The organism is Marivirga lumbricoides (assembly GCF_014636295.1).
Classification (GTDB): Bacteria; Bacteroidota; Bacteroidia; order Cytophagales; family Cyclobacteriaceae; genus Marivirga; species Marivirga lumbricoides.
This window is the reverse complement of sequence record NZ_BMEC01000004.1, coordinates 321,735-348,347: the sequence shown is the minus strand read 5'-3', so window position 1 is coordinate 348,347 and position 26,613 is coordinate 321,735. Positions and strand designations below refer to the sequence as shown.

Annotated in this window: 24 protein-coding genes and 1 tRNA gene; 17 read left to right on the top strand and 8 right to left on the bottom strand. The window is 36.3% G+C overall.

Going from position 1 to position 26,613, the window contains the following annotated elements; genetic code table 11:
• Nucleotides 1–102: 102 nt before the first annotated feature.
• Nucleotides 103–176 (bottom strand) — tRNA-Met (locus IEV85_RS08360).
• 481 nt (nucleotides 177–657) lie between these two features.
• On the opposite strand from IEV85_RS08360, the gene IEV85_RS08355 reads away from it, so the two are divergent.
• The 3 genes from IEV85_RS08355 to IEV85_RS08345 all read left to right on the top strand — a co-directional run bounded on the left by IEV85_RS08355 (nucleotide 658) and on the right by IEV85_RS08345 (nucleotide 3,279).
• A complete protein-coding gene (locus tag IEV85_RS08355; protein WP_188462184.1) occupies nucleotides 658–1,041 on the top strand; it encodes an START-like domain-containing protein in 384 nt (127 codons plus the stop codon).
• A gap of 183 nt (nucleotides 1,042–1,224) precedes the next feature.
• Nucleotides 1,225–1,911, top strand: coding sequence for an outer membrane protein assembly factor BamD (locus tag IEV85_RS08350; RefSeq protein WP_188462182.1), 687 nt, complete (start codon nucleotides 1,225–1,227; stop codon nucleotides 1,909–1,911).
• A gap of 543 nt (nucleotides 1,912–2,454) precedes the next feature.
• Nucleotides 2,455–3,279, top strand: coding sequence for a S24 family peptidase (locus IEV85_RS08345; protein WP_188462180.1), 825 nt, complete (start codon nucleotides 2,455–2,457; stop codon nucleotides 3,277–3,279).
• Nucleotides 3,280–3,371: 92 nt separating this feature from the next.
• Here the strand turns inward: IEV85_RS08345 and IEV85_RS08340 are convergent, their stop codons facing one another.
• From IEV85_RS08340 to IEV85_RS08330, 3 genes are all read right to left on the bottom strand, one after another.
• Nucleotides 3,372–3,977, bottom strand: coding sequence for a tetratricopeptide repeat protein (locus tag IEV85_RS08340; RefSeq protein ID WP_188462178.1), 606 nt, complete (start codon nucleotides 3,975–3,977; stop codon nucleotides 3,372–3,374).
• Between the two features lie 197 nt (nucleotides 3,978–4,174).
• On the bottom strand, nucleotides 4,175–5,020 hold the full coding sequence (locus tag IEV85_RS08335) for a DUF3108 domain-containing protein (RefSeq protein WP_188462176.1): 846 nt from the start codon (nucleotides 5,018–5,020) through the stop codon (nucleotides 4,175–4,177).
• Nucleotides 5,021–5,065: 45 nt separating this feature from the next.
• Nucleotides 5,066–5,881, bottom strand: a complete 816-nt coding sequence (locus IEV85_RS08330) for a 2,3,4,5-tetrahydropyridine-2,6-dicarboxylate N-succinyltransferase (protein WP_188462174.1) — start codon at nucleotides 5,879–5,881, stop codon at nucleotides 5,066–5,068.
• Between the two features lie 22 nt (nucleotides 5,882–5,903).
• Here IEV85_RS08330 and IEV85_RS08325 point away from each other — a divergent pair, with 22 nt between their 5' ends.
• The 8 genes from IEV85_RS08325 to IEV85_RS08290 all read left to right on the top strand — a co-directional run bounded on the left by IEV85_RS08325 (nucleotide 5,904) and on the right by IEV85_RS08290 (nucleotide 12,962).
• Nucleotides 5,904–7,037 (top strand): glycosyltransferase, encoded by a 1,134-nt coding sequence (locus IEV85_RS08325; protein WP_188462171.1) that lies wholly within the window; start codon nucleotides 5,904–5,906, stop codon nucleotides 7,035–7,037.
• Between the two features lie 126 nt (nucleotides 7,038–7,163).
• A complete protein-coding gene (locus tag IEV85_RS08320) occupies nucleotides 7,164–7,826 on the top strand; it encodes a metal-dependent transcriptional regulator (RefSeq protein ID WP_188462161.1) in 663 nt (220 codons plus the stop codon).
• Nucleotides 7,807–8,748: a metal ABC transporter solute-binding protein, Zn/Mn family gene (locus tag IEV85_RS08315; protein WP_188462159.1), complete on the top strand. Its 942-nt coding sequence runs from the start codon at nucleotides 7,807–7,809 to the stop codon at nucleotides 8,746–8,748. Before IEV85_RS08320 ends, IEV85_RS08315 begins: the two co-directional genes overlap by 20 nt.
• Before the next feature lie 36 nt (nucleotides 8,749–8,784).
• A complete protein-coding gene (locus tag IEV85_RS08310) occupies nucleotides 8,785–9,570 on the top strand; it encodes a metal ABC transporter ATP-binding protein (RefSeq protein ID WP_188462157.1) in 786 nt (261 codons plus the stop codon).
• Nucleotide 9,571: 1 nt separating this feature from the next.
• On the top strand, nucleotides 9,572–10,864 hold the full coding sequence (locus tag IEV85_RS08305) for a metal ABC transporter permease (RefSeq protein ID WP_188462155.1): 1,293 nt from the start codon (nucleotides 9,572–9,574) through the stop codon (nucleotides 10,862–10,864).
• A gap of 75 nt (nucleotides 10,865–10,939) precedes the next feature.
• Complete coding sequence (azu, locus tag IEV85_RS08300; protein ID WP_188462153.1) at nucleotides 10,940–11,506, top strand: azurin; 567 nt, start codon at nucleotides 10,940–10,942, stop codon at nucleotides 11,504–11,506.
• Nucleotides 11,507–11,562: 56 nt separating this feature from the next.
• Nucleotides 11,563–12,444, top strand: a complete 882-nt coding sequence (locus tag IEV85_RS08295) for a metal ABC transporter permease (RefSeq protein ID WP_188462151.1) — start codon at nucleotides 11,563–11,565, stop codon at nucleotides 12,442–12,444.
• A 62-nt stretch (nucleotides 12,445–12,506) separates the two neighbouring features.
• Nucleotides 12,507–12,962 carry a thioredoxin family protein gene (locus tag IEV85_RS08290; RefSeq protein ID WP_188462149.1) on the top strand — a complete coding sequence of 152 codons (456 nt, stop codon included), beginning with the start codon at nucleotides 12,507–12,509 and terminating at the stop codon, nucleotides 12,960–12,962.
• A 94-nt stretch (nucleotides 12,963–13,056) separates the two neighbouring features.
• Here the strand turns inward: IEV85_RS08290 and IEV85_RS08285 are convergent, their stop codons facing one another.
• Nucleotides 13,057–15,084 (bottom strand): NADPH-dependent 2,4-dienoyl-CoA reductase, encoded by a 2,028-nt coding sequence (locus IEV85_RS08285; protein ID WP_188462146.1) that lies wholly within the window; start codon nucleotides 15,082–15,084, stop codon nucleotides 13,057–13,059.
• A gap of 107 nt (nucleotides 15,085–15,191) precedes the next feature.
• On the opposite strand from IEV85_RS08285, the gene IEV85_RS08280 reads away from it, so the two are divergent.
• The gene (locus tag IEV85_RS08280) at nucleotides 15,192–15,653 is read left to right on the top strand and encodes a DinB family protein (protein WP_188462144.1); all 462 of its coding nucleotides are present in this window, start codon (nucleotides 15,192–15,194) and stop codon (nucleotides 15,651–15,653) included.
• Here IEV85_RS08280 and IEV85_RS08275 read toward each other — a convergent pair.
• Nucleotides 15,650–16,732: an o-succinylbenzoate synthase gene (locus IEV85_RS08275; protein WP_188462142.1), complete on the bottom strand. Its 1,083-nt coding sequence runs from the start codon at nucleotides 16,730–16,732 to the stop codon at nucleotides 15,650–15,652. The genes IEV85_RS08280 and IEV85_RS08275 overlap by 4 nt on opposite strands.
• 111 nt (nucleotides 16,733–16,843) lie before the next feature.
• Between IEV85_RS08275 and IEV85_RS08270 the strand changes: the two genes are divergently transcribed.
• From IEV85_RS08270 to IEV85_RS08250, 5 genes are all read left to right on the top strand, one after another.
• Complete coding sequence (locus IEV85_RS08270; protein WP_188462140.1) at nucleotides 16,844–18,070, top strand: S-adenosylmethionine:tRNA ribosyltransferase-isomerase; 1,227 nt, start codon at nucleotides 16,844–16,846, stop codon at nucleotides 18,068–18,070.
• 18 nt (nucleotides 18,071–18,088) lie between these two features.
• On the top strand, nucleotides 18,089–18,985 hold the full coding sequence (locus tag IEV85_RS08265; RefSeq protein ID WP_188462138.1) for a mechanosensitive ion channel family protein: 897 nt from the start codon (nucleotides 18,089–18,091) through the stop codon (nucleotides 18,983–18,985).
• 80 nt (nucleotides 18,986–19,065) lie between these two features.
• Nucleotides 19,066–20,952, top strand: coding sequence for a phosphoglycerate dehydrogenase (serA, locus tag IEV85_RS08260; RefSeq protein WP_188462136.1), 1,887 nt, complete (start codon nucleotides 19,066–19,068; stop codon nucleotides 20,950–20,952).
• Between the two features lie 29 nt (nucleotides 20,953–20,981).
• Complete coding sequence (locus IEV85_RS08255; RefSeq protein ID WP_188462134.1) at nucleotides 20,982–21,350, top strand: DMT family protein; 369 nt, start codon at nucleotides 20,982–20,984, stop codon at nucleotides 21,348–21,350.
• 370 nt (nucleotides 21,351–21,720) lie between these two features.
• Nucleotides 21,721–22,053: a thioredoxin family protein gene (locus IEV85_RS08250; RefSeq protein WP_188462132.1), complete on the top strand. Its 333-nt coding sequence runs from the start codon at nucleotides 21,721–21,723 to the stop codon at nucleotides 22,051–22,053.
• A gap of 104 nt (nucleotides 22,054–22,157) precedes the next feature.
• On the opposite strand, the gene IEV85_RS08245 is transcribed toward IEV85_RS08250, so the two are convergent.
• Both IEV85_RS08245 and IEV85_RS08240 read right to left on the bottom strand, forming a co-directional pair.
• Nucleotides 22,158–23,471 carry an amidohydrolase family protein gene (locus IEV85_RS08245; protein WP_188462130.1) on the bottom strand — a complete coding sequence of 438 codons (1,314 nt, stop codon included), beginning with the start codon at nucleotides 23,469–23,471 and terminating at the stop codon, nucleotides 22,158–22,160.
• Between the two features lie 7 nt (nucleotides 23,472–23,478).
• The gene (locus IEV85_RS08240; protein ID WP_188462128.1) at nucleotides 23,479–26,502 is read right to left on the bottom strand and encodes an amidohydrolase family protein; all 3,024 of its coding nucleotides are present in this window, start codon (nucleotides 26,500–26,502) and stop codon (nucleotides 23,479–23,481) included.
• Nucleotides 26,503–26,613: the final 111 nt, after the last annotated feature.

Sequence of the window (26,613 nt, the reverse complement as noted above, 5' to 3'; positions counted from 1 at the left end):
AGATCTGAAGTATAGCCAATATATATCTTCTTAAAAGTTGGGCTATATAGAACATATACGGTAAACATGGCAAAAAAAAAGCACCCAATTAGGGTGCTTGAGTAGCGAGAAGCAGATTTGAACTGCCGACCTCAGGGTTATGAATCCTGCGCTCTAACCAACTGAGCTACCTCGCCATTTATAATTTTATTTTCTCTTAATCTTCAAAAAACCTTATTCGCAGATTTGAACTGCCGTCCGCCAACTGGCGGATATGAATCCTGCGCTCTAACCAACTGAGCTACCTCACCATTTATTTAATTTCTTTTTTCTCCAATAAAAACCTTTATTCTTAAAAGCTGTAGTCTTCACTAAAGTATTAATCAAATATAAATCCTGTGTTCCAAATACTTAAGTCAAAACTATCAATTAAATAGATTTAGCTTCCAATATATCTCAATGATAACCGTTTGTCATCATGAAATAAATAACAATCATTTTGGTTAATTATGATTATTATTTCTATCAGTTATGAATTTGTTAAAAGTCATTTCCTGAATGGGAGTGCAAACTTAATAAATTCTCTGATCAAATTGCAAATAAAAATCAGAAAGAATTTTATTGGTATAAATGAAATTAAGTCATAACTTATCCTTTCCTAAATAAAGTAAAAAAAGAATGAAAAAATTTACTGCAGATTTTGAAATAAACGCATCTAAAAAGATGCTTTACCCTTATATAAGTACAGCGAGCGGACTGGCTCAGTGGTTCGCGGATGACGTAAATATAAATGAAGATAAAGAGTTCAATTTCATTTATGATGATGAAGACCACCCAGCCAGATTAGTAGGTCATAGAATAAACCAATATGTTAAATTTGAGTTTTACGAGGACGGAGAAGAAGATGATAAATCTTATGTGGAGATTCATCTTGACGAAAATGAAATTACTCAATCCATGTACGTTAAAGTAGTAGATTATTCTGATTATGATGACGAGCAGGAGCAGTATGAGCTCTGGAGTGAACTAGTCAACAACCTTAAGGATATTGTTGGAGGTTAAAAACAATATATTTTAACCCACCACAACCAAACATGAAAAGCTTCAGCTTTTGCAAATCAAGTACTCCTCCCCACATTTATCAATTATAACACAAAATTTCTTCTATCAAACGGATTTATATTGCTATTACAGATGTTAGTTCAAAATATAATTCCTTAGATTAAAGAGTCGTTTAAAAATTAAATGAGAAATTATAAATTTTATTTACTGTTGTTGTTATCCTTCGGATTACATCATTCTATTTTAGCTCAATCTGAGAGCAAAGAAACGGTTACCTATTATTACGAAAAAGCACAGGCAGAAATGGAAGCAGGTAATTACGAACAGGCAAACCTTTCTTTCAGAAAAATCCTTAAAACCGGTTCTAAGCTTCCTGCTGAAATGCCCTATCTGTTTTCAGAAACACTTTATTATGTTGGACAATACCAGAATAGCCAAAGTTTTTTAGATAAATACTTCGAAATAATGGGCAGTGCCGGAGCCTATTATGAAAATGCTCTTAAGCTTAAAGATATGCTTAAGCAGAAGCTGAACAGAAATTTCTCTTGTGAATTTTGTGACCACAGTGGCTATAGACTTAAAACCTGCCCTACTTGTAATGGAGAAAAGCAACTTTTAAAAACCTGTAACTATTGTGAAGGTGTGGGCAAAGTAGGGTGCTCCATCTGTAGTGGAGATGGGGTAATTATCTATCTGGGCACTATGGGAAACAAAAGCTATAAAACTTGCCATAGATGCAATGGAGTAGGCATCCATACATGCCCTGTGTGCGAAGGTGATAAAGAATTCTTTAGTTACTGCCCTACCTGCCTCGGCACTGGTTCAATAACCACCAACGTCATTTGTAATCATGAACCTTTAAACAAATAATTACCAACCTAAGCTGAGAAAACAGGAATTCCGATTTAGTATTTTTAGAAAATAATTCTGTAGGCCTTACCAATTAATGAATAATATTCCCGTGAGGTAGAAGACTTGATATCATTACTCCAGTTTATTCTACTATTACGATTTTCTTTTATTAAACTTAATATAAGATATTTGTCTTGATTCTTCACTGCTAAAAACATATCATTAATCCAATTCTCTGCCCATTGTTGTATATCACGCTTGTATTCCACTTTATTTAAAGCCTCAGTAAAACAATTGATTAATTCATTCATCCTAAACAAAAGCTCTCCTCCATCCTATTGAACCTGATCAGTTTTTCATTTGAACCCACATATATTCATAACTTTTTTAACATAGCGGAAGCCATTAACCACAAATCCATAGAATCTGGGTACGCTTCTGTAATACATTTGACTGTATTTATTTTATATTTGTCTCTGATTTTGAATGAAAAAACAAATATACAGATATTCTTTATTAACAGCAAGAAAAATAAAGAATATCTGTAAGATTTTTTAATATATGAAAGAAACCGTTAATCAAAGATTTAATAAGGCTGTAAATTATCTTTTAGAGACTAAAAGAGCAAATAATAAAAAGCAGATAGCAGAATCTTTGGAAGTTTCTCCTTCATATTTTACAGAAATATTAAAAGAAAGACTCAAAATAAGTGGTGACTTACTACAGATATTCTTGAATAAATGGCAAATTGATCCTAATTTTATTTTCGGTAACTCAGATCAAATTCTAGGTATTGAAAGATATGAAGATATGGCCTCAGCAAAAGAACCTTTTCACCAGTATAAACACCAACCCCATGAGTCAAAAAAATTTCCTAAAGCAGACGCATCCAACAGCGTAAAAATACCGATGGTTTCAATAGAAGGACAGCAAGCTTATTTGTCAAACCATAAAGATTCTGACTATATTCAAACTTTACCTTCATACTCTATTCCCACACTTTCTTCAAAACTAACCAGAGCTTTTGAAGTAGATGGTAATAGCATGGCACCCACCATTACCCATGGAGACGTTATTTTTACTGAGTGGATAGAAAGCCTTGAAGATATTATTGATGATACTGTTTATGTTATTGTATCAAAAAAGGACGGAATTCTTGTAAGAAGAATAGTTGACATAAACCAAGAGCTTGATTATATATTAACTAAAGCGGATGCAGTCATTAATAAAAGACAATACCCTGATCTAAAATTAGCCTTGACAGATATACTTGAGCTATGGAAGGCTAAAATGTTTCTTAGTGCTAACTTCACTAACCCAAAATCTTTATGGGAGCGAATCACAAATCTGGAAGCAACTGTTGAAAATTTGAAAAAATCAGAATAAAGCTTTTGTGAGTTAAGCTCTATTCTGACAAAAATGCTTCAATTTTTCAATCGGCAAAATTATTACTGATTATTCAGTAAGCATACCAAAACTTACTTACAATATTTCTTGTATAAATCTTCTGCCTCCTTTATGCCCATATTACGTGCTTGCTGAATATCACTGCAACCACCTGTTGACTTATTAAGAAATAGTTTAAGTGCTCCTCTGTACATAAAAGCTTCTCCATTCTTGCTGTCGTTATTGATGGCTATATTATAATACTCCATCGCTTTTTCTACCTGACCTGCTTTATGCAGTGCTCTGGCTAGTAATAGAGCGGCCTGAGAGCTGGACGTATTTGCTTTATAAGCTTTTTCAAAATGAAAAGCTGCATTTTCAAATTCCTTCAAACGAAAATAGTTTTTACCTATACTCAATAATGCACTCTCGTTCTTAGGATTAATTTTTACTACTTTTTCGAAGTCTTCAACTGCTTCATCATATTTACCCAACTCCTCATAAGCCCTTCCCCTATTGTAAATAATAGTTTCGTCAGCTGGTTTCATAGTAAGATGTTCATTATACGCCTCTATTGCTTTTGCATACTCTCCACTGCTATAGTATTCATTGCCAATATCAGCATTATCTTTTTCAGCACAGCTTACTAATACAGAGCTGAGTAAAAGAAATACATAAACTAACTTTTTCGACATCATTATTTTGTTTTTTTTCTAATTAATAAAAATCAAAATTAAGCTTTATGTTTTAAACATTAATGCTCTAACTAAGATAAAACTCCATAAAATTGAGGTTGCTGATAATTTAAGTAAAGTATTATTTAATCTGGTGGATAGTTATTTTACCATAATGTAAATAGCTTAAGCTTTAGTAAACGATATAACAAACTTATAGTCTATTTACTCATATCAAAATTTATAGGATGCTTCACATTTTTGAAACCTGTAATTTCCAACCCTCCGGATCCTACATATAATTTAGCATTGATTTTTAGCGGGATTTTATTTTTATCATCGGAAAACCATGCTAGCACAGAATCTTCTCCATCAAAAATTTTATTATCAGGCATTACGGGAGTAACCTTATGCGCCCGAATTTTTCCAACTGGTGTATCAATCGTTTCTTTTCCTAAATAAACTACTTGTAGCTTATAAAAAGTATCTTCAAAAAAAGCGGGAATTGTTATAGTATCACGAACTTTAATTTTATTAAAATCGAGTGACCTGAAATACGCGAACCCACTTATGAGATCACGCACCTGCTGGGGAAATTCATAGTACATAGGCTCTTTAAAATCCGCATCATTTTTGCCTTTGGTTTTCACCTCCAGCATTTGACTATTATGATCGTAGTTAACTACCTCAGTTTTTCTATAATTCCCTTCTTTAATAATTCTGTACGCTTGATGAGGCACCAATGAAGTAGTATCAATATACCCACCCCATTGGTCATCAATTTTAGCTACCCAGTCTACCATTCCTGTGGTTTTAGCGCGCACATCAATTTTATAAGCCCCGCGCTTATTCACCTTGAATGGATTCTTGTGCACTTTAAATTGCCCTTTCCCTATAGTGAAGAAACCATAATAAATCTTATATTGAATTTCTTCACCAAAATCAAAGGGCCTGTTTTCTACTACAGGGAAATCCGCTTTCGGATTAGCCGAGAAATAATCATCATAATCCTGGCACTTTAAGGTATTCGAAACTAATATTAATAACGCAATTATAAATACTCTCATGCTAACACTTTTCTCAAATTAGGTGCCAAAATCATTTCTCAATTTTTAAACTGCTACATCGTTCTCACGAAGCGCCTGATTTAATGAGGTCTTTTTATCGGTACTTTCCTTCCTCTGTCCGATAATTAACGCACAAGGAACATTATATTCTCCTGCCGGAAATTTCTTTGAGAAAGAGCCTGGAATAACAACAGATCTTTCTGGCACATAACCAATATACTCCTTAGGTTCGCTACCTGTTACATCTATGATCTTTGAGCTTGCAGTTAATGTAACATTGGCTCCAAGCACTGCCTCTTTACCAATCCTTACCCCCTCTACAATGATGCACCGGGACCCTATAAAAGCATTGTCTTCCACAATCACTGGTGCTGCCTGAACCGGCTCCAAAACTCCTCCGATTCCAACCCCTCCGCTGAGGTGAACATTCTTTCCTATTTGCGCACAACTACCAACCGTTGCCCATGTATCTACCATGGTTCCACTGTCTACGTATGCTCCAATATTTATATATGAAGGCATCATCACAACACCTGAATTAACGAAAGATCCGTACCTTGCAATCGCATGTGGCACCACCCTCACTCCTAATTTTTCAAAACCTTTTTTTAGCTTAATTTTATCATGAAACTCAAAAGGCCCCAGTTCTATGGTTTGCATTTTTTGAAGAGGGAAGTATAAGATCACAGCCTTTTTAATCCATTCATTAACGATCCACTCGCCACTTTCCGCAGGCTCTGCCACTCTTATTTTTCCTTCATCTAATTCTTCAACAACAGTCTTCACTGCTATCTGTGTTTCCTTATCTTTAAGGAGCTCCCTATTGTCCCAGGCTCTTTCAATTAATTCTTTAAATTCCATTTTCTATTTTACCTTTATACCAGTGGATACTAAAATCAAAATACTTATCGCTTCTGTTTTGAAACCTGTCGATGATGTCAGGGCTTATCAAAAGATTGGTCGATCGCTTGCGCAAACAAATAAATATGATGTAAATATCATAGGCTTTAATTCAAAAATGATAAATAAAGCTGAAAATATTTCCTTTCATCCTATTTTTAATTTTAAAAGAAACTCAATTTCCAGAATAAAGGCCTCATGGAAATATTATAAAGCCTATATTAAAGTAAAACCTAAACTCATAATAGTTAGCAGTCCTGAATTACTGATAGTTAATTACATTATCAGAATATTATTTGGAACTAAAATTCTTTATGATGTACAAGAAAATTACAGATTAAACCTAAAATACAGCCACGCTTATTCTTCCAAAATCAAACCCATTTTATCACTTGGTATTAAAAGCATTGAGTGGATGTCACGTTATTTCGTATCAGGCTATCTGTTAGCTGAAGAGGTATATGTGAGGCAGTTACCATTCTTAAAGAACAGACCTTATGAATTCATTTTCAATAAAACTGCTATAACCTCTGTACAGCATATTAATGAACCGCTCAACTTCCCCGTAAAAAGTAAGATTTCCTTCATTTATTCAGGAACAATTGGAAAAGAATACGGCACTTTAGAGGCTATAAAATTTTGCCAGAACCTGTACAAAACAAACAGTAAAGTAAGTTTAACTATCATCGGTTACTCCGCTGATTATAAATATCTTAAAAAGATTACTGAAAGCATTAAATTAACGCCATACATCTCATTAAAAGGAGGTGAAAGACCTGTCCCTAATGAAGAGATTCTTAAGGAATTGCTAATAGCAGATATAGCAATAATGCCTTACGAAATCAATGAAAATACAGCAGGTAGAATCCCTACCAAATTTTACGAATGCCTTGCACTACACAAACCAATGCTTATTCCAAACCATGTAATGTGGCTTAATATGCTTGAAAAGTACCCTGCAGCAATAGGTGTAGACTTTGAGGATATCAATATGAAAAAGTTTGAGGCTGAACTTTCTCAAAAATGGTTCTATAAAACTTTGCCAGGTAAAGAAATCCAATGGTCAGATGAAGAGAATAAACTAATTCCATTTGTTAAAAAACACACCCTAAAATAATTTTTAGAATAGTCTAAACCACGTTAAAATTTAAAATTTCGAATATTTTTCCGAAATTAACTTTATTTAATAAAATTTTTAGATTCATCTAATTTTATTTTATATTTGCACAAAACACTAAAAGCTATGATCAAATTAAGCTTTGCCGAAGAGAACTATCTAAAAGCTGTATATCATCTTTCAGATGCCGGGGAGCATGACGTTTCTACCAATGCCATTGCGGAAGAAATGAGTACCAAAGCGGCTTCTGTTTCGGACATGTTACGGAGACTTTCTTCGAAGGAATTGGTTATTTACAAAAAGTATCAAGGGGTAAAAATTTCTGAAAGTGGAAAAAAATCTGCGCTGCAAGTAATAAGAAAACACAGGCTTTGGGAAGTATTTCTAGTAGAGAAATTGAAGTTCAATTGGGATCAGGTACACGAGATAGCTGAACAACTAGAGCACATAAAATCTCCCCTACTCATACAAAGATTAGACGAGTTTTTAGGCCATCCCAAGTTTGATCCGCACGGTGACCCCATACCTGATGAAAATGGATTATTCAAAGAAAAGCCTCAGACACCACTTTCTGAAGTGGACATAAATGAGACAGGCATAGTTGTGGCAGTCAAGGACGCCAATCCATTGTTCTTACAACACTTGGATAAGATAGGTATTTACCTGGGAGCAAAAACCAAGATTATTGATAAAGTACAATTTGATGGATCTATGGAAATCCTGGTTGACAGTAAAAATAAATTATTCATTAGTAAAGAAATTGCGCAAAATGTATTGGTCACTAATTAATAAAATAGCCCTGATTATTATGTTGACATCGTCCCCCCTTTTGATGGGATCATGTTCTAAATCAGATGAAAAAAATAACGAAAAGCTAAACATTGTCTGCACCACAGGAATGATAGCCGATGCAGTAAAAAACATTGTAAAAAACCAGGCAAATGTAGAAGCTTTAATGGGGCCGGGAGTGGATCCTCACCTGTACAAAGCAACCCATGGCGACCTCTTAAAACTACAGGATGCAGACATAATTGTCTATAATGGTTTATTTTTGGAAGGAAAAATGGGAGATATTTTAAATAAGCTCAGCAAAAAAAAGAACGTTGTTGCAATTGCAGAAAATGTACCTTCGTCCTCCCTGATTAATAATTCATCATTTCAAGGTGCTCATGATCCTCATATCTGGTTTGATGTAAGCCTCTGGAACAGAGCATTGGCTATCTTACCAGATAAACTAAGCGATTCCGATTCTACAAAAGTGACTGCTTATCGTCAGAATTATAAGACCTATTCTGCCAGATTGGACAGCCTTCATTTAGCAGTAAAGAGCAAAATTTCTTCCATCCCTGATTCCAACAGAATTTTAATAACTGCCCACGATGCATTTGAATATTTTGGAAAAGCCTATCAAATGGAAGTGAGAGGGCTACAGGGAATTTCTACATTATCGGAATATGGTTTAAGGGATGTGAGCAATCTGGTTGACTTTATAGTAAAACATAAAATTCCAGCTATTTATACAGAGACTTCTGTTTCCAAAAAGGCAATTGAAGCAGTTATAGAAGGATGCAGAGGAAGAGGACACGAGGTTAAAATTGGGGGTAGCCTCTATTCAGATGCAATGGGTGAAGAGGGTACAGAGGAAGGCACATACATAGGAATGGTAAATGCCAATGTTCAAAAAATATATAAAGGTTTAACAGCTGAATAAATTAGCTATTAATAAAGCATTGAAGATGCAATATTTATGATACAACAAGTTGAAAACCCAATAATTGAAGTACACGATCTGTCCGTTTCATACGAGAAAAAACCTGTGCTTTGGGATGTGGATTTGAGTCTGCCATCGGGAAAATTAATAGGAATCATTGGACCGAATGGTGCTGGTAAATCTACTTTATTGAAATCAATAATGGGCTTGCTCCCATTAAGTAGCGGCTATATTAATATTCTTGACAAACCTTTAAAAGAAGTACGGGATAAAATTAGTTATGTGCCACAGCGGGAATCTGTGGATTGGGACTTCCCTACCTCCGTATTTGATGTGGTGATGATGGGCCGATATGGTCAATTAGGATTGTTAAAAAGACCTAAAAAAGCTGATAAAGAAATAGTGATGGATAGCTTAAGCAAAGTAGGCATGGAAGCTTTTAAAGACAGGCAAATTTCTCAGCTTTCCGGTGGCCAGCAGCAAAGAGTTTTTCTGGCCAGGGCATTAGCACAGCAAGCGGAGATTTATTTTATGGATGAACCTTTTGCAGGAGTTGATGCGGCTACTGAAAAAGCTATAGTGGAGCTATTACGTCAAATGTCTGCTGAAAAAAAGACAGTTATAGTAGTCCATCACGATCTGCAGTCTGTAGCCAGGTATTTTGACTGGATTATACTTTTGAACATGCGTTTAGTAGCCAGCGGGCCTATTGAAAATGCCTTTACACCGGAGCTTTTACAGGAAACATATGGCGGTAAGCTTACTTTATTGACTGAAATCAGTGAATTAATCCAGAAGAATAGATTTCCTAACAGAGAGTAATATGCTGGAAAACCTACGAAATTTCTTCTCCTTTCAGGACATCAATGTCCTTTATGTGTCGCTTGGCACCATAATTTTAGGCGCCAGTGCGGCAGTGGTGGGCTCATTTACATTTTTAAGAAAAAGAGCCCTTATCGGTGACGCTATTGCGCATGCTATCTTGCCTGGAATATGCCTGGCCTTTCTTTTAAGCGGAACCAAAAACTATTTATTACTCATAGTAGGTGCCTTTATATCAGGATGGGTTTCAATATTACTGGTTGATTATATTTCAAAAAACTCAAAGATTAAAGAGGATACTGCCATTGGGCTCATCCTTTCAGTTTTCTTTGGTTTTGGGGTACTTTTATTAACTTATATTCAACAATCTGGTAACTCGGCACAAACAGGATTGGACTCTTTCCTGTTTGGAAAAGCTGCCTCTATGGTGCAGCAGGATGTGATCATTTTTTCCATCATTAGCATCCTTTTGGTTGTAATGGTGGGTTTGTTCTATAAAGAATTACAACTGATTAGCTTCGATGAAAATTTTGCCCGCTCAATTGGCTTACCTGTGAAAGGCTTAATTTTTATGTTAAGCTCTTTAACTGTTTTAGCTGTGGTTACAGGCATTCAGGCTGTTGGTGTAGTGCTAATGGCAGCATTACTGATTACCCCTACAGCAGCTGCTAAATATTGGTCAGGGTATTTACCCAGGATTCTATTAATTGCAGCCTTTATAGGAGGTTTTTCGGGTTTTTCAGGAACAGCCATCAGCTATGTAGCACCTAATATGCCAACCGGACCATGGGTAGTGATGGTGCTATCATTAATAGCTTTTATATCCATATTCTTTTCCCCCAAGAAAGGGATTATTGCGAAAGCTATTATACAAGTAAGGCACAGGCAACGTATTCAGGATGAGAATATAATAAAAACATTCTTTCAGATTGCAGAAGCTGAGGAAAGCTTTGGAGAGCCCAAAACTATAAAAATGATCAGGGAAAAACGCTATTATAGCGATAAACTCATTCTGAAAATATTGAGAAGGTTAAAAAGACATGGCTATTTATCTCAAACAAAAGAAGGTTACTTTCTGAGTAGCTTCGGACAAAAAAAAGCGGCCAGACTGGTGAAACTTCACAGATTGTGGGAATTATATCTTACTGATTACTTGAGAATTGCACCTGATCACGTTCACGAAGATGCTGATACTATTGAGCACTTAATTACTCCTGAGTTGGAAAAGAGGCTGGAAGAAAAGTTGGGTTATCCTGAAGTAGATCCTCACAACTCCAAAATACCTTACGATTAATGAATAAAACATGAACATTCAATTACTTTAAACGATTGTACTTATATAAACAGATAATAAATTAAATTAATAGTTATGAAAATTTTAAAAACAATCTTAAGCGCTTCTATCCTGGGTTTGGTATTCGCCTGCGGAGGAAATACCTCAAATGAAAGTCAAAATGAGGAAAGCCAACCCACTTCCCAGGAAATCATTAGCCAAAGAGCTCAGGAAAATGCTGAAAATGCTGAACCTGCACAAGAAGCTGACATGAATGCTGATGCAGAAGTTGTGGAAATAGTGATTGAAGCTACTGACCAGATGAAATTTAATAAGCAGGAAATCAGGGTAAAAGCCGGACAGAAAGTTAAGTTAACTTTAAAACATGTAGGAGAAATGTCTGTAGAGCAAATGGGTCATAACTGGGTACTTTTAACAAAAGATACAGATTTTATGGATTTTGCTCAAAAAGCAGCAACTGCAAAAGCGACTGATTATATTCCTGAAGAGGCTTCTTCAAACGTAATTACCCATACTGAGTTATTGGGTGGCGGAGAAGAGGATACTATTGAATTTCAGGCACCTGAAAAAGGAACTTATACTTTCATTTGCTCTTTTCCAGGTCATGCTGCTTTAATGAATGGAGAATTTATTGTTGAATAAATCATTACATTTTGAGTCCTATTCGAATTGAATAGGACTTTTTTATTTGAATTCATATGTCAGGTTTCTACATAATTTTAACAGGTTCGCTCGTGGCTATGTCCTGCGGTATACTAGGTTGCTTTCTTATTCTAAGAAAAATGGCTATGGTCGGAGACGCAATTTCCCATGCAGTATTGCCCGGCATTGTGATAGCTTTCTTATGGTCTGGCAGTAGAGATTCTGTAACAATGCTGATTGGAGCAGGTATATTGGGCATTTTAACTACTTTTTTAATAGAGTTTTTCACTAACAAAGGCAAACTGCAATCAGATGCTTCCATTGGCGTAACCTTCACCTGGCTATTTGCACTGGGAGTAATCCTGATTTCAGCTTTTACCGGCCAGGTAGATCTGGATCAGGAATGCGTTCTCTATGGAGAAATAGCTTATGTTCCTCTGGACACTATTGTTTTGGCTTCCGGATTGGATATAGGTCCATCAGCCATTTATCTTTTAGGAACAGTTTTTATTCTGGTCATCGCATTTATCATATTGGGATTTAATCAATTAAAGATTACTACTTTCGATCCTCAATATGCCATCTCATTAGGTATTTCAGCCACTTTGTGGAATTACCTGTTAATGTCTTTCGTTTCTTTTACCACAGTTGCCTCCTTCGAATCGGTAGGGGCTATTTTAGTAGTGGCATTTTTAATAGCACCAGCAGCCACAGCCTATCTACTTACTCAGGATTTAAAAAAGATGATTATTCTTTCATGTATCATTGGAATCTTATCAGCTATAGGCGGACATTTTCTTGCGCTCTCAATTAATGGATCGATAGCGGGAGCCATGGCCAGTGTTGCTGGCGTTTTATTTGGAATAGCATTTGTATATGTAAGAATAACCAGTAGAAAAGTCGCTAAAATTACATCAGCTGAACCAATTAATGCATAAATTTGTATGAAATTTGAGTTGAATAAATTTTACTTTATATTCAACTAATTAATTGAATAGATATGAGGAAATTAATCTTACTACCTGCTATTGTTTTATTGATAGCATCTTCAGCTTTAGTAAATAAGCCTGAGGAAAAAGCTACTATTAAATGGTTAACATTAGAGGAAGCATATAAGCTTAACCAAAAAAATCCTAAGAAAATATTTGTTGATGTTTACACAAATTGGTGTGGATGGTGCAAAAGAATGGATAGAGATACTTTTCAGGACGCCAAGGTGGCAGAATTTGTTAACGAGAACTTTTATGCTGTAAAGTTAAATGCTGAAAGCCAGGATAAAATCTCTATCGGTCAGGATACTACTACTTCACAAATGATGGCAAGATCTATGGGAGTTAGCGGCTACCCTACTATAGTTTACATTAAAGAAGATTTTAAAACTATTCAGGCCGTCCCGGGATATCAAAAGCCAGATGCTTTCCTTGATACACTAGAGAAAGTTTTAGCCTGGAAATAGAGTCATTTTATATTTGTGCTTAATACGGAAAGAGGAATGTTGGTAATCAACATTCCTCTTTCCGTTTAACAGCCTGAGCAATAAACTTTTTCAATTACACCTCTAAAGCCAACTTGGTAGCCTGCCTGATAGCATGCTTAGCATCCAATTCAGCAGCTACTGCTGATCCTCCAATTAAATGAACAGGAATGCCCATATCTGACAAAGGTTGGAAAAGACTTTTCTCAGAAACCTGTCCAGCACATAAAATAATTGTATCTACTTCCAGAAGTTCCTGTTTACCATTTCTTGTATAATGCAGGCCTTTTTCATCTATTTTATCATACTGCACATTTGTTACCATATTTACTTTTCTGTTCTTAAGCGCAGCACGATGGATCCAACCAGTAGTTTTTCCTAAGCGAGCTCCCATCTTTCCCTCCGAACGCTGAAACATGGTGATTTCTCTTGGAGATTTTTCAGGTTGAGCTTTTACATTGTTAACCCCGCCTCTTGCCGAAATAGCCGCGTCAATCCCCCACTCTCTTAAAAACTCTGCTGTATCCAAACTGGCGCTTTCACCCTTCTGACTGATAAACTCAGCTACATCAAAGCCAATCCCTCCTGCTCCAATAATGGCCACTCTCTCTCCAACAGCTTTCCCTTCTTTTAAAACTTCTATGTAGGACAACACTTTTTCATTTTCCTGACCTTCTATTTTAGGGTCTCTTGGGTTTACACCACAAGCAATTACCACTTCATCAAACCCCTTTAAATCATTAGGGCTCACTCTTTTATTTAGCTGAAGGTTTACACCTGTTAATTCAATTTGCTTTTTGAAATACCTAAGTGTTTCATAGAACTCTTCCTTCCCGGGTATTTTCTTTGCCATATTAAACTGGCCTCCAATCTGTCCATCAGCATCAAATAAGGTTACTTTATGTCCTCTTTTAGCTGCCTCAGTAGAAAATGCTAAACCTGCAGGCCCTGCCCCCACTACAGCTATATTTTTGCTTTTTGGAGTAGCTTTACTCACCAATTCTGTTTCAAAGCATGCTTTAGGGTTTACCAGGCAACTGCTCACCTTATTTTGAAAAACATGATCCAGACATGCCTGATTACAGGCAATACAGGTATTAATTTCGTTTTCCCTGTTTTGCTCAGCCTTAATAATTATCTCAGGGTCAGCAAGAAATGGCCTGGCCATAGAAACCATATCAGCTTTTCCCTCTGCCAGAATATTTTCAGCTGTCTCCGGCATATTAATCCGATTGGTTGTAATCAAGGGAATATTAATTTCCTGTTTCATCTTTGCAGTAACCCAACTATAGGCACCTCTTGGCACCATGGTAGCAATTGTGGGCACCCTGGCTTCATGCCATCCTATACCTGTATTGATGATGTTAACACCTGCTTTTTCCAGTTCCTTAGCCAATTGCACCACTTCTTCCCAACTGCTACCTTCAGGAATTAAATCCAGCATCGACAGCCTGAAAATAACTATAAAGTCATCTCCCACCGCTTTTCGTACTGCTTTTACTATTTCTATTGGTAAACGAATTCTGTTTTCGTAGCTACCTCCCCACTCATCCGTTCTTTTATTAGTATGTTTTACTATAAACTGGTTTATCAAATACCCTTCAGAACCCATAATTTCCACACCGTCATATCCAGCTTCTTTGGCAAGGGCAGCACTGTTAGCAAAATCCTTTATGGTTGCTTTAATCCTGCGGGAAGACATTTTGAATGGCTTAAAAGGCGTTATAGGTGACTTTACAGCTGATGGCGCGAGACTAAAGGGGTGGTAGCCATATCTTCCGGCATGTAGAATTTGCATACAAATTTTACCACCTTCTTTGTGCACAGCCTCAGTAATTACTCGATGCTGCCGTGCGTGTTTCTTTTTTGTCATCCTGATGGAGAAAGGCTTTAACCATCCCTGCCAGTTAGGTGCAACACCTCCTGTTACTATAAGAGCCACACCTCCTTTTGCTCTTTCAGCATAAAAAACAGCCATGCGTTCAAAACCACCTTTAGCTTCTTCCAGGCCTGTATGCATAGAACCCATTAAAACCCTGTTTTTCAGTTCTGTAAAGCCCAGATTTAATGGTTTAAGTAAGTGAGGATATTTAGAGTGTGTCATATTTATTTTTAGTATGCATGCCTAATAAAATCTAATTTAAGTAATCTTTTTCAAAACGAAGGAAATATCGAAATTTTATGATAGTTTCACTCTTCAATTTATCAAAAATGCAAACATTAGAATACAACTCAGTAATTAGAAGCAACTTTAAGCACTTAATTGAAAGTATGAAAGTTGAAGATTTAAATATCATTCCAAAAGGGTTTAAAAACAATATTATTTGGAACTATGGACATGCAATAGCTTCACAAAACATACTTATTTACAAATATTCAGGCTTATCTTTTACTTTGCCTGATGACTTTATCGACACTTACAGAAAAGGAACATTTCCTCCTGATATTGATGATGTTAAAGCAGAGCTGGAAATCATTCATCTTTTCTCCGACCAGTCAATGGCTCATTTAAGAAAAGACATAGCAGAGTATAAGTTTACCGATTATGAAACTTATGAAACCAGCTTCGGAGCAACGCTAGACAGCTTTCAGGATGCTATGGCTTATAATAACATCCATGAAAGTTTACATTTAGGCTATGCTATGGCAATTAAAAGAGCATTAGGATATTAAATTAACTCAATTTCCTGCCAATCTTTATGAGCATTATAATAGATTTCCCCATTTTGAATGGTTAAAGGGGATTCAATATTATTATGGTATAATTTACCGGTACCCAAGCCTTGAGGCATATTAACCTTAAGATAATCAGCCAGCTGGCAAATAGCATTTAAACCAATGTTAGATTCCAGCATACTGGTAAGCCACCAGCCAATGTTGTGCTTTTTACATAAATTAATCCACTCTAAAGTAGCCTGTATACCCCCAATTAATGTGGGTTTCAAAATTATATACTGAGGATTAATTTCTTTGAGAAGTGTCTCTTTTTCAGCAGGATCATGAAGGCCAATTAGCTCTTCATCCAAAGCAATTGCTAAAGGAGAATTCCTACATAGCTCGTGCATCTCTCTTCGGCTGCCTGCTTTAATCGGTTGTTCAATAGAATGCAAATCTAAAACTGCAAGTTCATTCAGCTTATTGAGTGCTTCCTCCGGAGAAAAGGCACCATTGGCATCAACTCTTAAAGTTATTTGCTCTTTGCTGTAGTTTTTTCGTATGGATTTCAGCAATTTAAGTTCTGTTTGAAAATCTATTGCTCCAATTTTCATTTTTATACAATTAAAGCCTTCTCTGAGCTTTTCCTTAATCTGTTGTTGCATAAAATCCTCTTCACCCATCCAAACTAATCCATTGATAGGAATACGTTTCTGACGTTTGAAAAAGCCAGCATCAAAGATCATTTTCAGTCCACCATTTCTGGCATCTAACAAAGCTGTTTCAACTGCAAACCTTATAGAAGGAAATGCTTTATTGCAAATTTCATTAGCCAGCAAAAAGCAATCACTTAGAGTATCAGGTATGCTATTACCTTCTAATTTTTTGGCTATCAATTCAATAGCTTCAGGCATTTCATCTATTTTATCGATGCTTAAGCCTCTTAAAGGACCAGCCTCTCCTACTCCTATTACACGAGTACCTTCATATAAAATGAGATACCAGGTGTCCTTGGCATTCAATTTCCCTCTGGAGGTACCTGCCTCAAATTTGAAATCAAGAATATGATGCTTTGCTACAACTTTAGTAATCTTCATCTGATAGTATTAATTATTTTACTATGCTTTGCATGTGAAGCTATTGGTTATTCCTGTTAAGCTTCCTCTTTAAAGCATTTGAACTTATCTTTGTGGCAAATTGACTATTTTATGCCGAATTTGTTGGAAAAAGCTGCAAAAATTAATTTACAGGATTATAAATATACACTGGAAGATGACAGGATTGCCAAATATCCTTTAGCACAACGTGATCACTCCAAATTACTTGTCCATAAAAATGGTCATATTAAACACGATCAGTTTTTTAATATAAGACAACACCTGCCTGAAAAAAGCACTCTATTCTTTAACAATACTAAGGTAATTCCTGCCAGAATTCATTTCAAAAAGCAAACAGGAGCTTCCATTGAAATATTTCTACTCTCTCCTGTTTCGCCAACTACCGAGATTGCTGAAGCGATGCTAGTGAAAAACAAATGTACCTGGCATTGCATGGTAGGAAACAGGAAAAGATGGAAAGCAGGTGATCTTCTGGAACGATTTTTTGAGACTAGCAATGGTAAAATCAAGGTAACAGCCTCTTATTCAGTTTACGAAAATAACCACATCCGCTTTGAGTGGGATAATAATTCCATTCCTTTCGTTGAAATAGTGGAATTAATGGGAACCACCCCCCTTCCACCCTATTTAAACAGAGATGCTACAGATGAGGACAAACCAAGATACCAAACAGTTTATTCAAAGAATGAAGGGGCCGTTGCAGCTCCCACAGCAGGACTTCATTTCACTGATAGCTTAATACAAAACCTTAAAAAAGAAGGATTTAGTGACATGTATTTAACTTTGCATGTAGGTGCTGGTACTTTTCAGCCGATTAAATCAGAAAATGTTTTGGAGCACCCCATGCATTGTGAACAAATTCAGATAGATAAGTCGACTATTGAATATTTAGCAGAAACCCAAAACCCCATTATAGCTGTAGGAACTACTTCAGTACGTAGCCTGGAGAGTGCCTACTGGTTTGGCGTAAGCCTGATTAACAACACAGGTAAAGAATTTAGGATCAGCAAATTACTTCCTTACGAAATAGATTTTCAAGACTTACCTACTAGATCATCATCTTTTCAGGCTGTGCTTAATTATATGAATAATAACAGCCTGGACACCCTGTTTGGTGATACAGAGATTTTTATTTTCCCAGGTTACGAGTTTCAGGTGATTAGTGGGCTCATTACTAATTTCCATCAGCCGGAATCAACCTTAATGCTATTAATTGCCGCACTAGTGGGAGATGGCTGGAAGAAAATTTATGAGGAAGCATTAAGTAAGGGCTATCGTTTTCTTTCTTTTGGAGATTCTTCTCTTTTAATTCCATAAAATATATATCTTCGGGATATGGATATAATCAGTGAAAGCTTTGAGGATGTACTTAAGAAAATTAATGAAATCCTGAACATCGTTATTTTTGATATAAAAGGAAGTGATTTCACAATACTTACCCTGTTATTTATCATTGTATCCAGCTTTCTATTGGTATTCCTTTCCAATAGATTTAGCAGAATTCTGGTTAAGAGAGTATTAAACAGATATATTAAAGATACTGGTGTTAGCGCATCTATAGGCACTATTATTCGCTACATTATTATTGTAATTGGTTTTATCACTATTTTTCAAACCGCAGGTTTTGATCTCAGTACCCTGGGGCTTCTTGCAGGAGCACTAGGTGTTGGTATAGGTTTTGGTTTGCAAAATGTGACGAACAACTTCATATCAGGTATTATCATCCTCTTTGAAAGACCAATAAAAGTAGGCGATAGAATTGAAGTAGGTGATATTAATGGCGATGTACTTTCCATCTCCATGAGATCCACCACAGTAATTACCAATGACAATATCTCCGTAATTGTTCCTAATTCAGAATTCATTAACAGCCAAGTGATTAACTGGAGCCACAATGATAGAAGAGTAAGATTTAAGATACCTGTGGGCGTGTCATATAAGGAAGATCCGGAGAAAGTAAGACAATTGGTTATTGAGGTTGCAAAGAAACATTCTGGCGTATTAAATTATCCTGAGCCCGATTTATGGTTTGATGAATACGGTGACAGTTCACTAAATTTTAACCTCATCATCTGGACTTCAGAGTTTATTCAAAGGCCTAATGCATTAAAAAGCCAGTTGTATTATGAAATTTTCAAAACTTTTGCTAAAAACAATGTGGAGATACCTTTTCCTCAAAGAGATTTACATATCAGAAGTGGGTTACCCTCATCCATGAAAACGGATGATTAAATTTCTTAATAAATTTTAACTTCTATTCTCATTTTACCCTTTAGGTTTTATAGCTTTGCTAACTTGAATATCAATTCATTATGGACAAGTATTTTATCATAGATTTCGATAGTACCTTAACACGCGTTGAGGCAATGGACTTATTAGCTTCTATTTCTTTGGAAGGGAAACCGCAAAAAGTAGCAGCCGAAGCCAAAATAAAGGAACTAACGGACCTTGGAATGAATGGAGAAATTTCATTCAGGGATTCCTTAAAGGACAGGTTATTGCTTTTGGAAGCTAACAAATCACATTTACCACAATTAATAAATGCTTTAAAAGATCAGGTTTCTGTGTCCTTTCAAAGAAACACAGAATTTTTTGCTACCTATTCTGATAAAATATACGTGATATCGAATGGATTTAAAGAATACATTGAGCCTATTGTAACAAGTCTGGGAGTGCTACCGGATCATATTTTTGCCAATGAATTAGTATTTGATGAGAAAGGCAATGTAACTGGTTTTGATGAGAATAACCCTCTTTCCAAAGATGGTGGGAAAGCTGAAGTAATTCGCGCTTTAGATTTGGATGGTGACATTTATGTTATTGGTGATGGCCACAATGACTATGAAATAAAAGCTGCCGGACTTGCCAACAGGTTCTACGCATTTACTGAAAATGTTAGCCGGGAAAAAGTAATGGAGAAAGCTGATCACATTGCGCCTTCACTAGATGAGGTGCTTTTTGTGAATAAGATAGCCTCAGCTATCTCCTACCCTAAAAACAGGATTAAAGTTCTATTGCTGGAAAATGTGCATCCTATGGGTGTTGCCTTATTAGAAAATGAGGGCTTTTCTGTAGAAGTTTATCCTGCAGGACTAGATGAAGATGAGCTTTGTGAGAAAATTAAAGGTATTTCTATTTTAGGAATCCGTTCAAAAACTCAGGTCACTCAGAAGGTGATAGAAAATGCTAACCGACTGATGGCTATTGGGGCCTTCTGCATAGGAACCAATCAAATTGATTTAGATGCTTGTCAGGACAAAGGTATAGCTGTATTTAATGCTCCGTTTAGTAACACGCGTTCTGTGGTAGAACTAGCATTAGGAAGCATTATTATGTTGATTAGAAATATATTTGACAAGTCCATATTAATGCACCATGGTAAATGGGATAAATCAGCCTCTGGCAGTCGGGAAATTAGGGGTAAAAAACTAGGGATTATTGGCTATGGCAACATTGGAGCTCAGCTTTCGGTAGTTGCTGAAAGTATTGGAATGGATGTTTACTATTACGATGCTGAAGAGAAGCTGGCCTTAGGAAATGCTACTAAGGTGGAGTCAATGGAGGCCTTATTAAAAACAGCTGATGTTGTCACCTTGCATGTGGATGGAAGGGTAGAAAATACTAACATCATCACAGAGAAAGAATTTAATTTAATGAAAGATGGTGTCATCTTCCTGAACTTAAGCCGTGGACATGTGGTGGACATACCTGCTTTGAAAGCTGCCATTAAATCTAAAAAGGTAGCAGGATGTGCCATAGATGTTTTTCCAAAGGAGCCAAAGAGTAATAATGATCCTTTCGAAAGTGAATTAAGAGGTTTGCCTAATACCATTTTAACACCACATATTGGAGGTAGTACGGAAGAAGCACAAGTAAATATCGGTCAGTTTGTGCCTGCCAGAATAATGGATTACATCAATACCGGCACCACTACAAACAGTGTAAATTTTCCAAATTTACAATTACCGAGGTTACAAAATGCTCACAGATTGATTCATATACATAAAAATGTGCCAGGCATAATTGCTAAAATAAATCAGCTTTTTGCGCAGCATGAGATAAATATTGTTGGCCAATACCTAAAAACCAATGAAAAGATTGGGTACGTAATCACAGATATTGATAAAGCCTATCCTAATGACCTTATCAAGTCTTTAAGAGATATTGACCATACTATTAAATTCAGAGTGCTGTATTAATTATTGGAAAGCCTTGTAGGCGTTGAAAGATGAAAGCTATCTATACAATTGGGCTGCTAATTTTGTCAAACACTTTTATGACATTAGCCTGGTATGGTCATTTAAAGTTTCATGAATGGAAATGGTTCAATAAGCTTGGCCTCATTTCCATTATCCTCATAAGCTGGGGGCTTGCTCTATTTGAATATTTCTTCCAGGTACCAGCCAACAGGATTGGTTATCAGGAAAATGGTGGCCCCTTCTCTTTGGTTCAGCTAAAAGTATTGCAAGAGGTAATTACTTTAATTGTTTTTATGTTGTTTACTTTTACTTTTTTCAAAAATGAAACTATTAAGTGGAACCATTTGGTAGGTTTTATATTTCTTGTGCTTGCAGTTTACTTTATCTTTAAGAAGTAGATATTGTAAAGCTTTTAAAAAAGTAATCCGATTTTTAACTAAAATTTATCAGCCGGGATTACGGAAAGTATGAAATAGAATCATAATAGAGATTTATTTTTAAAATAAACATACATCCTGCCTTTCTCTTAAAAAACTACACCTCTTCAATACATAAATTATCTTTCTGGATTTTTAAAATGTGGCATACGATTAACTATCCAATAACTTCGATAAATATTAAATTTCTGAAACCGCCTGCCAAAAGGCTACAAAAAGGCTAAAAACAAGCCACAAAAAGGTACATAAAACTACTTACCTGATCTGAATCTATATAGAACAATTACTACGATTATGTTGTATAGAAAAATAAAATTAATTGTAACAATATATGATACAGCAAGCAAATGATCAGAATCTTGAAGAAATCTTGAAAAACAATGAAAATATAATCATTAAGTTTCAAGCAGACTGGTGTGGGATTTGTAAGGCTATTGCTCCGGAGTTTGAGAAAATAGCTGAGCAAAATTCTGAGAATGTCTCTTTCTTCGAAATAAATGCACCAGACAACCCGAAAGCAAGAATGCTGGCAGGGGTATATAGTTTACCTTTCTTTGCGAGTTTTAAAAATGGTGAACTAGTAGAGAAAATGGCTACCTCTGATAAGAAAAAAATACTGAGTATGATTAAAGAGGTAGAATCCCTTAATCCGGAACTTCATTAAAAAGATTTTCAAGGAATTAACTATCTGAAAGATAGTTTTGAAAATAAAATGCCCTGATCACAGGGCATTTTATTTTATAACAATATTATATTTTTACTTCTATACTATTCCTGCTTTTCATACTTCTCTTTAAACTTCTCATAAAGTCTCTGCTGATGAGCATCAAGAGTGACCTCTCTACCTTCTACAAAGACATGCTTTAGCTTATTAGTTTTCATGTCCAACAAGTCACCTTCTGAAACCACTATAGAGGCCAGTTTGCCAACTTCCAATGAACCAATTTTGTCATCTACCCCCATTATTTGGGCTGGATTCAAAGTTACCATTTTTAAAGCTTCTTCTTTCCCTAATCCGTAAGCAGCAGCCGTACCAACACCAAAAGGCAAATTCCTCACTTTCATCACTTCATCCCACTGGCTGATAACCACTTTTAGGCCAGCTTCTTTCAATAAAAAAGGAAGTTGGTAAGGAAGATATACTGCATCGCTACTCTGCTCAGGCAGTCGGTGTGTATCTTCCAGAATAATAGGAATATTGTTTTCTTTCAGGAAACTTGCTACATATAAAGCCTGGTCCCCTCCTACCAGAACAATCTTCTTCACTCCATGCTCCTGTGCAAACTGAATGGACTCAATGATCTCTTTGGCCCTCCCAGTATGAATATAAAGCGTTTTAGAGCCATCAAATAGCCCTGACATAGCCTTCATTTTCAAATTAGGAACAGTAGGTTCACCCATTTCTCCGTAAGATACTGCTTCTTTAAAAAAACCACTTAACTGATCGTATTCAGCATCGTACTCCTCATTTACACGCCATTCTGTTTCACCTCTCCACCATCTTGGATAAAGCATACGTGATGGCCAGTTTAAATGAATTCCCTCATCTACCTTAAGTGCTGCATCTTCCCAATTCCATGCATCCAAACCCATTACAGATGAGCTGCCTGAAATCCTTCCGCCTCGTGGTGTGGTTTGAGAATACAAAACACCATTGAACCTTGTGGTAGGAATAATCTCTGAGTCAGTATTGTAGGCTACCAGCGCTCTAATGTTCGGGTTAAACTCTCCTACTTCATCCTGATCCCGTGTTGCACGTACCGCTGCAATCTCCTCTAACCCTATAATTGTATTGGAAGCAATCAAGCCGGGGTAAACATGCATCCCTTCTGCATTGATAACTCTAAAGCGGCTTAAATCAAGTCTGATTGTGGTGGCATCTGCCACTACAGTAAGTTTACCATCTTCAAAGGTAATAGCCGAATTCTCAATAACTTTTCCATTGCCTAAATGTGCTATAGCATTCATTATTGCAATAGGTTTAGTCTGCGCATCACCCGGTGCAGGTACTTGTGCAAATGCCGAGGGAAAAATTACCAGCAGCAAAAAACAAGTTAAAATATGATTTATTAATTTATTCATTCTTCAATTATTTTAATGATGAGTAATTTTCAATTTCAGTCTCACAGTGGTAGATAATCTGAGATTTTGGCTTTCCTTTTTGAGTAGCCTTGCCGTTTTTCTTATCTCCCTGCATCTCTCTGATTAAGCGAGCACGCTCTGATTGAATTCCTGCCAGTATTTCTGTTTCCTTATCCAAATCATAAAAAACCGCTCCTTCGATAATTGTCTTTTCGGCTTTAGCATAAATAGAAAGCGGATGATCAGTCCATAGCACTACGTCTGCATCCTTTCCTACTTTTATACTTCCTGTTCTGTTATCCAGATGAAGTAATTTAGCAGGATTTATGGTCACCATTTTAAGAGCTTCCTGTTCTTCAACATCACCATATTTTATAGTTTTGGCAGCTTCCTGATTTAACCTTCTACCCATTTCAGCATCATCAGAATTAATAGCGGTTACTACTCCCTGACCATGCATTAATGCCGCATTATACGGTATTGCATCATTTACTTCGAATTTATATGCCCACCAATCAGCAAATGTTGAACCTCCCACACCATGCTCTTTCATTTTATCGGCTACTTTATAGCCCTCCAAAATATGAGTGAAGGTGTTTATTTTGAAATTATATCGGTTAGCTACGTGCATCAGCATATTTATTTCGGACTGAACGTAAGAGTGACATGAAATAAAGCGCTTACCATTAAGAATTTCTACAATAGTTTCCATTTCTAAATTTCTCCTAGGCGCTGATGCATTTGCTTTTTCTTTTTTCGACAATGAATTATAAGTTTTCCATTCCTTTTCATAAGCCAGGGCTCTGGTGAAAGCATCTTCAAAAACACCTTCAACTCCCATTCTGGTTTGAGGAAAACGTACTGTATTTCTATCTCCCCAGTTGGATTGTTTCACATTCTCACCCAAAGCAAACTTGATAAACTTGTCTGCTCCTTTAATTTTCAACTCCTCAGGACCATAGCCCCACTTTAACTTTATAATAGCTGAGCGGCCACCAATAGGGTTAGCTGAGCCATGTAGTAACTGTGCTGAGGTTACCCCTCCTGATAATTGTCTGTAAATATTGATGTCATCTGAGTCCACAACATCTTCAATGTTTACTTCTGCAGTAACAGCTTCTGAGCCTTCATTTACACCTCTGCTTATAGCGATATGCGAATGTTCATCAATAACTCCGGGCGTTAAATGTTTGCCTGTTCCATCTATCACTCTTGCACCAGATGCAGAAAGGTTTTTACCTATCTTGGCTATTTTACCATTTTGCAATAATACGTCAGTGGCTTCTAACACACCATCTGCTTCACTGGTCCAAACAGTAGCGTTTTTGATAAGAATTGTTTCTGAAGTTGGCTTTTCAGGTAATCCATGAGCCACAAAAGGGTAAATCAGTTTGCCCGGCTCTTCTTTATCTCCTGCTGACTTTTCATCTTCTTTCTTTTCTTCTTTCTTCTCTAGATCCCCAGTTCTTTTCGCAGACCACTCAACCCAGCTTCCATCAGCCATTTCTGCTTTTCCGTTTAGTCCATTCTCAGTTATCCAACCTGAAAGTCTAATTTTCCCGGTTGCATTTACTGTATCTTTTGGCTCAAATGAAAGCGTTACTAAAGTTTTATCAACTGAAGACTTCACATCAGTCTTCACAGAGTCATTTTCGATTATATGAAAATCAGGTTTCGTAGGTTTTCCGGAGATTTGAAGTTTAAAATCTAACTTTCCGATGGTAAGGTCATATTTACCATTCAAATCCTTTTCTGAAATATCTTTATAGGAATTGATATTTCCCTGCACCCAGTTTTCGAATATTTTAGTATCCTTTTTAAAAGGGCTACCATCAGTAATGATAAAGTTAGCAAGCATACCCTTTTTTAAGCTACCAACTTTACTTTCCATACCAATAGTTTTGGCGGGAGTAAAGGTCAATGCTTTCAAAGCCAACTCTTCCTTCAAACCAACTTCAATCGCCTTTTCCAACATTTCAGATAACTTTGATAAATCTTTTAATCCATCTGAGGTAATAATGAACTCAACACCTGCATCTTGTAACTTTTTTAAATTGTAAGGCGCCATTTCCCAATGCTTCATGCTTTCATAGCTTACATTAATGGCATCAAGAGGGTCTTCCACATCATAAGCAGCAGGAAAATTAACAGGTATAATTAAAGTAGCATTTGTATTTTTTATCTCCGCTAACCTCTGGTATTCATCTCCATTACCTTTTATGATATATTGAACACCAAATTCATCTCCCAACTTATCCGCTCTTAGAATATTGAGTTTATCTCCTCCCGCATCAAAAAATTGGGTCAGGTTTTTATTGTTGTTAAACGCTTCAAGAGAAAGGTCTACCATTTTGTTCTGATTTTTATACCAATCAGCATCAAGGTAAGTTTGCTTTATTAAAGCAATAGCCCCCATTAGTGAGCTGGGGTTGTCCTGCGTAGAACTCCCTTTATCAAATGAAAAGTGTGATGAAGCTCTTTCTTTTAAAATCTCTAAATTCTCAGCTTCAGTGCCTAAAGCAACAAATGCCCCTGTTCCTCTAACAAGACCATCTTTACTGTGAGTTAGTACGGCACCGAAACCAGCCTTTTTAAGCTTTTCAGCATCCTTTGTATTTACGGTAAAATGAGACGCAGCATCATAATAAGCTTTTATTGCATCATTTGCATTATAAGCGCCTTTGGTTGTGGGGGCTAATTGTGGCCCCGCACCTCTAGAAGACTCTTTATCAGGCAAGCCTAAATCTGAGGAAAGCTCAATGAAGGACGGATATATATGCTTACCCATTAAATCATGAACAATAGCTCCTTTCGGGATATTTACACCATCGCCTGCAGCAGTAATCTTACTTTTTTCAATTATCAAAGTAGCATTCGGAATCACCGTTTGATAATCTACATGTAAAACCGCATTAGTAAAGGCATGTATGCCGGGCCTCTCATCTTTTACACCATTCACCTGATAGGTATCCTGGGCCTTTAATGAGAATACTGCGAGGCACATGCACGCTAAGAGTATCTTTTTAATCATAGTATAATTATTTTTATTTAAACACTGAAAATACACTTTTTAGCAATATCAACTGTAATAAATTAAGTACAATTATTTTACTGGTGATATGGAGATTTGGATGGAAGAGCA

Coding starts and splice junctions, on each gene's coding strand:
- serA (WP_188462136.1), top strand. CDS start 19,066: ATGGACAAGTATTTTATCATAGATTTCGATAGTACCTTAACACGCGTT.
- IEV85_RS08330 (WP_188462174.1), bottom strand. CDS start 5,881: ATGGAATTTAAAGAATTAATTGAAAGAGCCTGGGACAATAGGGAGCTC.
- azu (WP_188462153.1), top strand. CDS start 10,940: ATGAAAATTTTAAAAACAATCTTAAGCGCTTCTATCCTGGGTTTGGTA.
- IEV85_RS08340 (WP_188462178.1), bottom strand. CDS start 3,977: ATGATGTCGAAAAAGTTAGTTTATGTATTTCTTTTACTCAGCTCTGTA.
- IEV85_RS08305 (WP_188462155.1), top strand. CDS start 9,572: ATGCTGGAAAACCTACGAAATTTCTTCTCCTTTCAGGACATCAATGTC.
- IEV85_RS08265 (WP_188462138.1), top strand. CDS start 18,089: ATGGATATAATCAGTGAAAGCTTTGAGGATGTACTTAAGAAAATTAAT.
- IEV85_RS08320 (WP_188462161.1), top strand. CDS start 7,164: ATGATCAAATTAAGCTTTGCCGAAGAGAACTATCTAAAAGCTGTATAT.
- IEV85_RS08270 (WP_188462140.1), top strand. CDS start 16,844: ATGCCGAATTTGTTGGAAAAAGCTGCAAAAATTAATTTACAGGATTAT.
- IEV85_RS08280 (WP_188462144.1), top strand. CDS start 15,192: ATGCAAACATTAGAATACAACTCAGTAATTAGAAGCAACTTTAAGCAC.
- IEV85_RS08355 (WP_188462184.1), top strand. CDS start 658: ATGAAAAAATTTACTGCAGATTTTGAAATAAACGCATCTAAAAAGATG.
- IEV85_RS08255 (WP_188462134.1), top strand. CDS start 20,982: ATGAAAGCTATCTATACAATTGGGCTGCTAATTTTGTCAAACACTTTT.
- IEV85_RS08245 (WP_188462130.1), bottom strand. CDS start 23,471: ATGAATAAATTAATAAATCATATTTTAACTTGTTTTTTGCTGCTGGTA.
- IEV85_RS08275 (WP_188462142.1), bottom strand. CDS start 16,732: ATGAAGATTACTAAAGTTGTAGCAAAGCATCATATTCTTGATTTCAAA.
- IEV85_RS08310 (WP_188462157.1), top strand. CDS start 8,785: ATGATACAACAAGTTGAAAACCCAATAATTGAAGTACACGATCTGTCC.
- IEV85_RS08345 (WP_188462180.1), top strand. CDS start 2,455: ATGAAAGAAACCGTTAATCAAAGATTTAATAAGGCTGTAAATTATCTT.
- IEV85_RS08290 (WP_188462149.1), top strand. CDS start 12,507: ATGAGGAAATTAATCTTACTACCTGCTATTGTTTTATTGATAGCATCT.
- IEV85_RS08315 (WP_188462159.1), top strand. CDS start 7,807: ATGTATTGGTCACTAATTAATAAAATAGCCCTGATTATTATGTTGACA.
- IEV85_RS08285 (WP_188462146.1), bottom strand. CDS start 15,084: ATGACACACTCTAAATATCCTCACTTACTTAAACCATTAAATCTGGGC.
- IEV85_RS08240 (WP_188462128.1), bottom strand. CDS start 26,502: ATGATTAAAAAGATACTCTTAGCGTGCATGTGCCTCGCAGTATTCTCA.
- IEV85_RS08295 (WP_188462151.1), top strand. CDS start 11,563: ATGTCAGGTTTCTACATAATTTTAACAGGTTCGCTCGTGGCTATGTCC.
- IEV85_RS08350 (WP_188462182.1), top strand. CDS start 1,225: ATGAGAAATTATAAATTTTATTTACTGTTGTTGTTATCCTTCGGATTA.
- IEV85_RS08250 (WP_188462132.1), top strand. CDS start 21,721: ATGATACAGCAAGCAAATGATCAGAATCTTGAAGAAATCTTGAAAAAC.
- IEV85_RS08335 (WP_188462176.1), bottom strand. CDS start 5,020: ATGAGAGTATTTATAATTGCGTTATTAATATTAGTTTCGAATACCTTA.